This is a genomic window from Plantibacter sp. CFBP 8804 (assembly GCF_014841225.1).
In the GTDB taxonomy this organism is placed as follows: domain Bacteria; phylum Actinomycetota; class Actinomycetes; order Actinomycetales; family Microbacteriaceae; genus Plantibacter; species Plantibacter auratus.
In genome coordinates this window covers 97341-108358 of the sequence record NZ_JACYTU010000011.1, presented here as the reverse complement: position 1 = coordinate 108358, position 11018 = coordinate 97341, and the positions used below count along the sequence as shown (strand labels likewise).

Annotated in this window: 8 protein-coding genes; 6 read left to right on the top strand and 2 right to left on the bottom strand. The window is 68.8% G+C overall.

From position 1 onward, the window contains the following. Nucleotides 1-64: 64 nt before the first annotated feature. Complete coding sequence (locus IFU11_RS16145) at nucleotides 65-832, bottom strand: DUF1353 domain-containing protein (RefSeq protein WP_124767795.1); 768 nt, start codon at nucleotides 830-832, stop codon at nucleotides 65-67. Between the two features lie 179 nt (nucleotides 833-1011). Here IFU11_RS16145 and IFU11_RS16140 point away from each other — a divergent pair, with 179 nt between their 5' ends. Together IFU11_RS16140 and IFU11_RS16135 are read left to right on the top strand one after the other, a co-directional pair. After that, on the top strand, nucleotides 1012-1950 hold the full coding sequence (locus tag IFU11_RS16140) for a phosphodiesterase (protein WP_234994036.1): 939 nt from the start codon (nucleotides 1012-1014) through the stop codon (nucleotides 1948-1950). Nucleotides 1951-2192: 242 nt separating this feature from the next. Then, the gene (locus IFU11_RS16135) at nucleotides 2193-3272 is read left to right on the top strand and encodes an SDR family oxidoreductase (protein ID WP_137242967.1); all 1080 of its coding nucleotides are present in this window, start codon (nucleotides 2193-2195) and stop codon (nucleotides 3270-3272) included. 70 nt (nucleotides 3273-3342) lie between these two features. Here the strand turns inward: IFU11_RS16135 and IFU11_RS16130 are convergent, their stop codons facing one another. Continuing rightward, nucleotides 3343-5088: a stealth family protein gene (locus IFU11_RS16130; protein ID WP_192019603.1), complete on the bottom strand. Its 1746-nt coding sequence runs from the start codon at nucleotides 5086-5088 to the stop codon at nucleotides 3343-3345. An 83-nt stretch (nucleotides 5089-5171) separates the two neighbouring features. On the opposite strand from IFU11_RS16130, the gene IFU11_RS16125 reads away from it, so the two are divergent. The 4 genes from IFU11_RS16125 (at nucleotide 5172) to IFU11_RS16110 (ending at nucleotide 10999) form a co-directional block, all read left to right on the top strand. After that, entirely contained in the window at nucleotides 5172-6623 is a 1452-nt protein-coding gene (locus IFU11_RS16125) for a CCA tRNA nucleotidyltransferase (RefSeq protein WP_192019602.1), read from the top strand. 129 nt (nucleotides 6624-6752) lie between these two features. Next, complete coding sequence (locus tag IFU11_RS16120; RefSeq protein WP_192019601.1) at nucleotides 6753-8069, top strand: ABC transporter substrate-binding protein; 1317 nt, start codon at nucleotides 6753-6755, stop codon at nucleotides 8067-8069. A gap of 38 nt (nucleotides 8070-8107) precedes the next feature. Next, the gene (locus IFU11_RS16115; RefSeq protein WP_192019600.1) at nucleotides 8108-9127 is read left to right on the top strand and encodes a D-2-hydroxyacid dehydrogenase; all 1020 of its coding nucleotides are present in this window, start codon (nucleotides 8108-8110) and stop codon (nucleotides 9125-9127) included. A gap of 243 nt (nucleotides 9128-9370) precedes the next feature. Next, nucleotides 9371-10999: an ABC transporter substrate-binding protein gene (locus IFU11_RS16110; protein WP_079704272.1), complete on the top strand. Its 1629-nt coding sequence runs from the start codon at nucleotides 9371-9373 to the stop codon at nucleotides 10997-10999. Nucleotides 11000-11018 lie beyond the last annotated feature (19 nt).

The window sequence follows — 11018 nt, the reverse complement described above, 5'->3', positions numbered from 1 at the left end:
GCGTCTCGGCGTGTCGGGTCCCCCGCGCTCGACACGCCGAGGCGTTCCTGAGTCAGGGAACGGGTCAGCGGAGGGTCGGCGGGCCGACGGGGCCGGGGGAGTCGTCGATGAACGGGCGGTCGATGGTCTCCCGCACGAGGAGTTCGAGGAGGCGGAACGCGCCGACCGCTGCGAGCTGGACGAGGAGGAGCGGCCCGAGGAGTGCACCGGCGTACGGCAACCAGACGAGGAGTCTCCGTTCCTCCCGCCAGCACACGGCGAGGACGGCGGGTGCCATCGCGAGGCCGAGCCACCCGGGCGTCGGAGCGCCGAGCACGGGCGTGACGAGTCCGATCGTCGCGACCCAGACGGCCAGGACGCCGAGGACCGACTGCCCGATCAGCACGGCGGCGACGCCAGGAGCGTGTCGGACGTACCGCTCGACCGACACGACGGCCCACATGAGCCAGGCCCGGAGGAGCGGCACCCGCTGGTGGCGGAGGCCGACGCGGAACTGTCGGTCGTCCTCGAACCGCTGCTCGAGTGCCTGGTCCGGCGGGAGCCCGAGCGCGAGGAGTGCCCGGTGGTCGTGCACGACGGCCGGCGCGGATTGCCGGCCGTAGCTGCCGATGAAGCTCCACAGGACGCCCGGGACGGACGCGAGGTCGGTCCATCCCTCCGCCCGGTCGCCGTCGTGCCCGTCGTCGGACGCCGGTGCCCACACGACGGGACCGTCAGGAGCGTGCTCCTGGAACCCGATCCGCCGCTCGAGCCGGAACCGGCGTCCGGTCGGGGGGATCTGCGCCAGATCGATCCGCTGCAGCGGCTGCTCATCGTCGTCGAGGTAGGGCATGCGGACATCCTCCCGCAGCCCACCGTCAGGTGTGAGTCCCCTGGATGTCGGCTCCTGACCTTGCTCACGAGTTTCCCGCGTCGTAGCGTGGCGTTCCGTTGCCGTTCAACCGAGTCTGGTCAGATGGTCAAACAGCTGCGATGCGGTTCGGAGAGCATCGCTCGAACGAGAGTTGTCACGTGAGTCTTCGCACGGCCGAGTACCCGAGGCCCGATCACTTCCTGCTCCATGTGAGCGACACGCACCTCCTCGCCGGCGGGGGGAGCCTCTACGACAGTGTCGACAGCGAGACGCACCTGCGTCGCCTGTTCGCCGAGTTCGAGGCGTCCGGCGGTCGGCCCGAAGCGATCGTCTTCACGGGTGACCTCGCCGACAAGGGCGAACCCGACGCGTACGACCGCATCCGCTCGATCGTCGAGCCGGTCGCCGAGCGCCTCGGATCGCAGATCATCTGGGTGATGGGCAACCACGACGACCGCCAGGCGTTCCGGGCCGGGCTGTTCGGTGAAGTGCCGACCACCCGTCCGGTCGACCGCGTCTACGACGTCAACGGCCTCCGCGTCATCACCCTCGACTCGAGCGTCCCCGGGCACCACCACGGTGAGGTGTCGGACGAGCAGCTCGACTGGCTCGCCGAGGAACTCTCGACGAAGGCGCCCCACGGCACGATCCTCGCGATGCACCACCCGCCCGTCCCGAGCGTGCTCGACCTCGCCGTGAGCGTCGAGCTGCGCGATCAGGCGAAGCTCGCCGAAGTGCTCGAGGGATCCGACGTCCGGAGCATCATCGCCGGGCACCTGCACTACTCCTCGACCGCGACCTTCGCGGGCATCCCGGTGTCGGTCGCCTCGGCCACGTGCTACACGCAGGACCTCAACGTGCCCGTCGGCGGGACGCGTGGTCGCGACGGCGCGCGGGCGTTCAACCTCGTCCACGTCTACGGCAAGACGGTCCTGCACTCGGTGGTGCCGCTGGGTGAGACCCCGCCGTTGCACTACATCGACGCCGAGGAGAGTGCGCGCCTGCTCGCTCGCGACGGCATCGAGCTGCCCGTGTCCGACACGGTGCCCGTGCAGCCGGAGCCGCCGCTGACGATGCCGATCGGCGTCCTCGTCTAGGGCGGCACCTCCCCGCTCCCTGAACTTCCCTCCGGTCCCTGAGCTTGTCGAAGGGCCTCGCCTTGCCCCGCTCCCTGAGCCTGTCGAAGGGCCGCACGTTCCCCGCTCCCTGAGCTTGTCGAAGGGCCGCACGTTCCCCGCTCCCTGAGCCTGTCGAAGGGCCGCAGCCCGGCAGGGTACCGCAGCCCGGCGGGTCCGCCGTTCCGGGAGCCTCCCCGGTCCGACGCGCCTATCGTGGACGGATGACCTCCCCAGAAGCACCCCGCACCGCACTCGTCGTCGGCGCCAGCGGCATCACCGGTTCCGCGATCGTGTCGCAGCTCCTCGAGGACGGTGGCTGGCGGATCCTCGCCCTCTCTCGCCGCGCGCCGGCGGCCCACCCGCAGGTCGAGCACGTCGCGGCCGACCTCCGGGACGCGGCCGACCTCGCGCGCGCCCTCGGTGGCACCGGCGTCACCCACGTGTTCTTCACCGCCTGGTCACGTCAGGACACCGAGGCCGAGAACATCAGGGTCAACGGCGGCATGGTCCGCGACCTGCTCGCCGCCCTCTCCGCCGAGCCCGTTCAGCACGTCGCCCTGGTCACCGGCCTGAAGCACTACCTCGGCCCGTTCGAGGCCTACGCGGCGGGCGAGATGCCCGACACCCCGTTCCACGAGGACGAGGACCGACTGGACACGCCCAACTTCTACTACGAGCAGGAGGACGAGCTCTTCGCCGCGGCTGCGCGAGCGGGGTTCACCTGGTCGGTGCACCGCTCCCACACCGTGATCGGACATGCGGTGGGCAACGCGATGAACATGGCGTCCACGCTCGCGGTGCAGGCGGCGCTCTGCAAGCGACTCGACCGACCGTTCGTGTTCCCCGGTTCCGAGACCCAGTGGAACGGCCTCACCGACATGACCGACGCCGGACTCCTCGCCGAGCAGATGCTCTGGGCTGCGACCTCACCGGCCGGTGCGGACGAGGCGTTCAACATCGTCAACGGCGACGTCTTCCGCTGGCGCTGGATGTGGCCGCGACTGGCGGCGCACCTCGGCGTCGAGCCGGAGGGCTTCGACACCGAGCCGCGTCCGCTCGAGCAGCAGATGGCGGGCGTCGAGGGCACCTGGGCCGAGGTGGTGGCCGAACACGGTCTCGTCGAGGCCGACCTCTCCCGCGTGGCGTCGTGGTGGCACACCGACGGTGACCTCGGCCGGGACATCGAGGTCGTCACCGACATGAGCAAGAGCCGACTCGCCGGCTTCACCGGCTACCGACGGACGCTGGACGCCTTCACCGCGATCTTCGACCGCCTCCGCGCAGAGCGCATCGTCCCCTGAGCGCCCTCCCGGTCCCTGAGCCTGTCGAAGGGCGGCGACCGTCTCGGTCCCTGAGCCTGTCGAAGGGGGGTCAGCTGAGCTTGGCGGGCTCGATCTCGAGCGCGCTCGGCACGGCGGCCTCGCGCTCCCACGGGGCCGGGAACGGGAAGTACCGCTCGAGGAAGTCGATCACCGCGGTGGTGCGCTGCTCCACCGAGATCTCCGGCCGGCTGCCGTCGTTCAGGCAGAACATGTCCTGGTCGCGCCGCTTGAGGAGTCGCTCCATCTGCCCGAGCGACTGCTTGAGCGTCGTCTCGATGTAGCGGACCTTCGCCTGGGTCTGCTGCACCGCGCGACCCGTCATGAGGCCGTAGTAGTGGTAGAACGAGTTCGTCACCGAGATGTTGTCGGCCGCACGGAAGGCGCTGTGGGAGGTCGCGCGGAACTCCTCGGCGAACTCCTGCTCCATCTCCGCCATGATGCTTCGGCGGAGGGGCGCGGCGCAGTGCTCGAGGTGACGGGTGGTGACGCGTCCGAAGCGCTCGTGCAGGAGCCGACGGTTCACGCGGGCCGCGTTCTCGAAGCCGCTGCGCGAGGGGTCGTTCGCCCCGAGGCCGATGCGGGTGGTCGCCTCCACGAACTTGCTGATGCCGCCCGGTGAGAAGAACAGTTCGGGACTGATCGGTCGGCCGAGGAACATGTCGTCGTTGGAGTAGAGGAAGTGCTCCGACAGCCCCTCGATGCGGTGCAGCTGGCTCTCGACGGCCATGGAGTTGTGCGTCGGCAAGGCGTCGAGGTCGCCGAAGAACTCCTCGCTGCGAACGATGGTGACCTTCGGGTGCTCCGCCAGCCATTCGGGCGCGGGGGAGTCGGTCGCGATGAAGATGCGTCGGATCCATGGGGCGAAGGTGTGCACGCTGCGGAGGGCGTACTTGAGTTCGTTGATCTGGCGGAAGCGGGCGTCGGAGTCGTCGCCGTCGCCGACGACGTAGCTCTGCATCCGCTTGGCGCGGGCGCGCTGGAACTCCTCGGAGGAGCCGTCCACCCACGAGAAGACGAGGTCGATGTCGAAGGTGACGTCGCTCGCGAGCGCGCCGAACATGTGCTCGAGCGTCCGCCAGCTGCGGCCGTATCGTTCGACGGTCGTCTCGACGGCCTCCGTCCGTGGCATGTACGTCCGCATGAGGACGTTCTCCACGGGAGCGGTGATCTCCTCGTCGCCGAAGCGCCAGAGTTCGAGCTGCAGGGCGGTCTCCATGCCGTAGCGGAGGCGGCCGAGCGGTTCGATGCGCGGCCGGTACAGCCGGAACACCTCGGCCTTGCGGGCGCCGGTGAGCAGGCCGTCGGAGAGGAGGTGCGGATCGCCGGCCGGCTTCACCGTCGACATGCGCGCTTTGAGCGGCACGCTGTAGAAGGGCTCGTCGGCGAACGCCTCTGCGAGTGCGGTCTGCAGGCGCTTGCGCAGAGAGCGGTCGACGACGATGACGGGGCGGTCGTGCTCGCCCCGGATGAGGAGGTATTCGATCTCGGCCGCGTCGAGCACGTCGGCGACGGCGAGCAGGTCCTCCACCATCGACTGCTGTGGGGTCAGGTGACCGTTGATGAGGGTGTACACGCCCTTGCGCTGCACGACGTCGGGGCGGTCGAAGCGCTGCGATCGGGAGCCACCGGTCACGAGGACGAGCTCAGGGGCGGTGGTGAACGGGAGTTCCGGCGGAATCGGGTCCTTCACGGTACTGGTGAAGGCCGTCGGTGCCTGAGTGCCGACGGTTGGCCGCTGGTCGTCGAGTTCGTTCGTGATCGTGTCCGCCTCTGGTCTGCTGGGGAGTGGGTTCATCGTTATTGTACGGCCGTCGCCCGGGACCGCTCGCGGCTTGACGGCGACGGGGTCGCAGGCGGCGTCCGGGTACGATTGACCCCATGGTGAGCGTGGCGGAATCCTTGGTGCGCCTGCAGGACCTGGCCTCGTCGCCCGTGGTCGCTCGGGTGGCGTCGGCGTTCGCCGAAGCCGGGTACGAACTGGCCCTCGTCGGCGGACCGGTTCGCGATGCGATGCTCGGTCGCACCGTGAGCGACCTCGACTTCACGTCGAACGCCTCGCCCGACCAGATCCTCGCGGTCCTCAAGCCGATGGCGAGCGCCTGGTGGGACGTCGGCCGCGACTTCGGGACGATCGGCGCGAAGGTCACCGTCACCGACGACGACGGCGTCGAGCACGCCGACACGGTCGAGATCACGACCTATCGGGCCGACGCCTACGACGGCGTGACCCGCAAGCCGGTCGTCGCGTTCGGCGACACCCTCGAAGACGATCTGCGTCGGCGCGACTTCACCGTCAACTCGATGGCGCTCCGCATCCCCGAGATCACCCTCGTCGACCCGTCCGGCGGCGTCGAGGACCTCGTCGCCCACCTGCTGCGGACGCCGAGCTCGCCCGAGGTCTCCTTCGGCGACGACCCGTTGCGTATGCTCCGAGCCGCGCGGTTCGCTTCGCAGCTCGGCTTCCGGCCCACCGACGACGTGATCGAGGCGATGGAGGAGCGTCGCGAGACCATCTCCATCGTGAGCCCTGAGCGCATCCAGGCCGAGCTCGGCAAGCTGCTGGCCACCGACCACCCGCGCGCGGGCCTCGAGCTGCTCGTCGACACCGGCATCGCCGACCTCGTGCTGCCCGAGCTGCCCGCGCTCCGGCTGGAGCCCGACGAGCACCACCACCACAAGGACGTCTACCAGCACTCGCTCACGGTGCTCGAGCAGGCGATCGGCTACGAGCACTCGCGGCACCCCGGCGAGGCGCCCGACCTCGTCCTGCGTTGGGCCGCGCTGCTCCACGACATCGGCAAGCCGGCGACGAAGAAGACCGGCCCCGGCGCAGCCGTCACCTTCTACCACCACGACCTCGTGGGTGCGAAGCTGGCGAAGAAGCGCCTCACCGCGCTCCGGTACGACGGCGACACGATCAAGAGCGTCGCGCGGCTCGTCGAGCTGCACATGCGGTTCTTCGGGTACTCCGAGGGCGTGTGGGCCGACTCCGCGGTGCGGCGCTACGTCCGCGACGCCGGTCCGCTGCTCGAGCGGCTGCACATGCTCGTCCGTGCCGATGTCACGACCCGCAACCGGCGCAAGGCCGACCGCCTCGGTTTCGCCTACGACGACCTGGAGCAGCGCATCGTCGAGCTCCAGGAGCAGGAGGAGCTCGAGTCCGTCCGGCCCGACCTCGACGGCAACCGCATCCAGGAGGTGTTGGGCATCGCACCCGGTCGCGAGGTCGGCGAGGCGTACCGCTGGCTACTGGAGCTGCGCCTCGACGAGGGCCCGCTCGGCGAGGACGAGGCCACCCGCCGCCTCCTCGACTGGTGGTCCTCCCGGTGACCACCCCACCTGCCCGCGAACTGTCACAAACGCACAGTCAGACGGCGTCACACTGGCCGTTTCTGACAGCTCGCGGGCGTTCAGACTGAACTGCTAGCCTCCCTGAGGTTCACGGAACGAAGGATTCTCATGCTCAAGCGCCACGCCGCCCTCGCGATCGCGGCCGCCTCCGCCCTGATGCTGAGCGGTTGTGCCGCCGGATCCACGGAGCGCACGACGGTCACGGTGCGCGTCTGGGATGCCGCCGTCGCCGACGCCTACGAGACCTCGTTCGCCGCCTTCGAGCGCGAGAACCCCGACATCCGCGTCCGCGTCGACGTCGTCGAGTGGGCCGACTACTGGACGAAGCTCCGCACCGACGTCGCGGCGGACACCGCTCCCGACGTCTTCTGGTTGAACAACTCCTATCTCGCCGGGTACGCGGACAGCGGCAGCGTCCTCGACGTCGGGCAGACGCTCGGCAAGGACGCCTCGAAGGACTGGGCACCGAGCGTGGTCAGCCAGTTCACCCGGAACGACAAGCTCTGGGCCGTCCCGCAGCTGTCCGACGCCGGCATCGCGGTCTACTACAACGCCGACCTCCTCGACGCGGCCGGCGTGAAGCCCGCCGAGCTCGAGGACGCGACCTGGTCGCCCGACGCGACGAAGGACACGTTCCTGCCCCTGGCGAAGAAGCTGACGAAGGACGCGGCCGGGGTCTCGGCCGACCAGCCCGGCTTCAACCCCGCGGCGCCCGCGACCTATGGCACCGGCCTCGGGTACGACCTGCAGGCCGTGCTCCTCCCGTTCATCGGCTCGAACGGCGGGAAATACCAGGACGGCGACGACTTCGCGTTCAACGACCCGAAGACGAGCGAGTCCGTCAACTACCTCGTGAACGCGATCAACGGCGCCAAGGTCGCCCCGCCGGCCGCCTCGACGAACGCCGACGGCGACTTCTCCCGCGACGCCTTCCTCCAGGGCAAGGTCGCGATGTTCCAGTCGGGGCTCTACAGCCTGAAGGCCGTGCACGACGGTGCCGACTTCCGCTGGGGTGTCGCCGAGCTCCCGGCCGGCCCTGCGGGCAAGGTCAGCGTCACGAACGGGATCGCCGCAGCGGGCAACGCGGCCACGAAGCACCCCGACCAGGTGAAGAAGGTGCTCGCCTGGTTGGGCAGCACCGAGGGCAACGCTCCCGTCGGTTCGTCCGGCTCGGCGGTCCCCGCCGTCACCGCGGCCCAGAAGCAATACTTCGATTACTGGAAGGGCCAAGACGTCGACGTGCAGCCCTTCTTCGACGTGATCGCCGACGACGCGAAGACCATCGCGCCGCCGACGGGTGCCGGGTACGCGAAGGGACTCGCCGCCTACGACCCGATCTTCAAGGAGATCTTCGCCGGCACGACGCCCGTCGCCGACGGTCTCAAGAAGGCGCAGGAGGCGGCCAACGCCGCCATCAACGACTGAGTCCGGGCGCAGGGCATCGCAGGGCATGATGGATCATCATGCGGATCCTCATCGCGAGTCACCTCGAGCCTGAGCACGTCGAGGCGATCGGCGCCTCCCACCCGGATGTCGAGGTGCTGTACGACCCGACGCTCGTCGCGGTCCCGCAGTACGTCGCCGATCACCGTGGGCCGGCACCCGAGCTGTCCGCAGCGGACCAGCAACGGTGGGCGGACATGCTCGCCCGGGCCGACGTCGCGTTCGACTTCGACTGGCAGGACCCGGCGGCACTGCCGGAGCGCGCCCCGAACCTGAGATGGATCCAGGCGACGAGCGCCGGCATCGGTGCGTTCATGCGCCGGACCGGACTCGACGGCAGCGGCATCACCGTCACGACGGCGGGCGGCGTGCATGCCGTCCCGCTCGCCGAGTTCGCCCTCACCGGGGCGCTCTTCGTGGTGAAGGGTGTTCCGTTCCTCCAGCGACGGCAGCGTGAGCGCCGCTTCGAGCGGTACACGACCAGGCAGCTCGCCGGGATGCGGGTCACGGTCGTCGGCGTCGGCGGCATGGGGTCGAACGTGGTGCGGACCTTCGACGCCATCGGCGCACGGGTGACCGCGGTGGGTCGGGTCGGCGGCACCTATGAGCTCCCCGACGGCGTCGAGCTGAGTGATGTGGACCGGCTCGACGAGGTGCTGCCGGGCACCGACGTGCTCGTCCTGTGCACGGCGCTCACGCCCGAGACCGAGAACCTCATCAACACCGACCGGATCGCGCTCCTGCCCGACGGCGCCGCCATCGTCAACATCTCCCGTGGGCAGGTCGTCGATGAGGACGCGCTGATCGAGGCACTTCGGTCGGGCAAGCTCGGTGGCGCGGCGCTCGACGTCTTCCGCGAGGAGCCGCTGCCCGCGGACTCCCCGCTCTGGGGCCTCGACAACGTGCTCATCTCGCCCCACTCGGCGTCCACGGTCGAGAGCGAGAACGCGACGCTCACGGCACTGTTCATCGAGAACCTCGCCCGCTACCGTGCAGGCGGACCGCTGCTGAACCGGTTCGACGCCGAGCGCGGGTACTGACCGACCCCGGCCATCGGGGCGTCGAGGCCGGGACCTCGGTGGCGTCCGAACCTGGCGAAACGCGCGGTCATTGCGCTAGAGATGTCGCTCGCGCACGTTTCGTGCTCGTAACGAATCTGCACCGGAAGCCTTCTCGGTTTGAGGGATTTGTTCGGAGCGTGCTGTAATCCTCTACAAGCACGTGCGAAGAACCTGCACACAGCCGTGCCGTCTCTCACACACAGAAAAACGAGGTCGACATCAATGTCATCCCCACGTAGTGGATTCCGGAAGAGCGCCGTCGCGCTCGCGGGTCTGTCCATCACCGCCCTCGCCCTCGCCGGCTGCGCCGCCGGTGGCAGCGGCTCCAGCAGCGGTGCCAGCGGCACGATCGTCATCGGCACGACCGACAAGGTCACGACGCTCGACCCGGCCGGATCGTACGACAACGGCTCCTTCGCCGTCATGAACCAGGTCTTCCCCTTCCTCCTGAACACGCCGTACAACAGCCCCGACGTCGAGCCCGACATCGCCGAGTCGGCCGAGTTCACTTCGCCGACCGAGTACACGGTGAAGCTCAAGAAGGGCCTCAAGTGGGCCAACGGCAACGACCTCACCTCCTCGGACGTGAAGTTCAGCTTCGACCGTCAGCTGGCCATCGCCGACGACAACGGCCCGTCGTCGCTCCTCAGCAACCTCGAGAAGACCGACGCGCCCGACGACCTCACCGTCGTCTTCACGCTGAAGACCGAGAACGACCAGACCTTCCCACAGGTGCTCTCGAGCCCCGTCGGCCCGATCGTCGACGAGGACGTCTTCTCCGCCACCGAGGTCACGCCCGACAACGACATCGTCAAGGGCAAGGCCTTCGCCGGCCAGTACACGATCGACAGCTACAAGTTCAACGAGCTGATCTCGTACAAGAAGTACGCCGACTACCAGGGCCTCCTCGGCGAGGCGAAGAACGACACCGTCAACGTGAAGTACTACACCGACGAGTCCAACCTGAAGCTCGACGTCAAGCAGGGCAACATCGACGTCGCATCGCGCAGCCTCTCCGCGACCGACATCGAAGACCTGAAGAAGGACAAGAACGTCAAGGTCGTCGACGGCCCCGGTGGCGAGATCCGCTACTTCGTCTTCAACTTCGACACGATGCCCTACGGAGCGACCACTGCTGACGCCGACCCGGCGAAGGCGCTCGCCGTCCGCCAGGCCGCTGCCGACCTGATCGACCGCGCTGCGATCGCCAAGGACGTCTACAAGGACACCTACACGCCGCTCTACTCCTACGTGCCCGCCGGCCTGACCGGTGCCACCGAGTCCCTCAAGGGCCTCTACGGCGACGGCGACGGTGGCCCGGATGCCGCCAAGGCGAAGGAGACGCTCGAGGCAGCCGGTGTGACCGTTCCGGTCGCGCTCAACCTCCAGTACAACGGTGACCACTACGGTTCCGGCTCCGGCGACGAGTACGCGCTCATCAAGGACCAGCTCGAGGCCGACGGCCTGTTCACCGTCAACCTGCAGCAGACCGAGTGGGTGCAGTACTCGAAGGACCGCACGACGGACGTCTACCCGGCGTACCAGCTGGGTTGGTTCCCGGACTACTCCGACGCGGACAACTACCTGACGCCGTTCTTCGCCACGGACAACTTCCTCGCGAACCACTACGACAACCCGGCCGTCAACGACCTCATCAACGAGCAGCGCTCGACGACGGACGCGGACGCACGGACCAAGCTCATCGAGCAGATCCAGGACACGGAGGCGGCCGACCTGTCGACCATCCCGCTGCTCCAGGGCGCTCAGGTGGCGGTCGTCGGCAAGGACATCGAGGGCACCGTCCTCGATGCGTCGTTCAAGTTCCGCTACGCCCCCATCACCAAGGGCTGAGTAGCCTGACCAACTGATA

Coding starts and splice junctions, on each gene's coding strand:
- IFU11_RS16120 (WP_192019601.1), top strand. CDS start 6,753: ATGCTCAAGCGCCACGCCGCCCTCGCGATCGCGGCCGCCTCCGCCCTG.
- IFU11_RS16130 (WP_192019603.1), bottom strand. CDS start 5,088: ATGAACCCACTCCCCAGCAGACCAGAGGCGGACACGATCACGAACGAA.
- IFU11_RS16135 (WP_137242967.1), top strand. CDS start 2,193: ATGACCTCCCCAGAAGCACCCCGCACCGCACTCGTCGTCGGCGCCAGC.
- IFU11_RS16110 (WP_079704272.1), top strand. CDS start 9,371: ATGTCATCCCCACGTAGTGGATTCCGGAAGAGCGCCGTCGCGCTCGCG.
- IFU11_RS16125 (WP_192019602.1), top strand. CDS start 5,172: ATGGTGAGCGTGGCGGAATCCTTGGTGCGCCTGCAGGACCTGGCCTCG.
- IFU11_RS16145 (WP_124767795.1), bottom strand. CDS start 832: ATGCCCTACCTCGACGACGATGAGCAGCCGCTGCAGCGGATCGATCTG.
- IFU11_RS16115 (WP_192019600.1), top strand. CDS start 8,108: ATGCGGATCCTCATCGCGAGTCACCTCGAGCCTGAGCACGTCGAGGCG.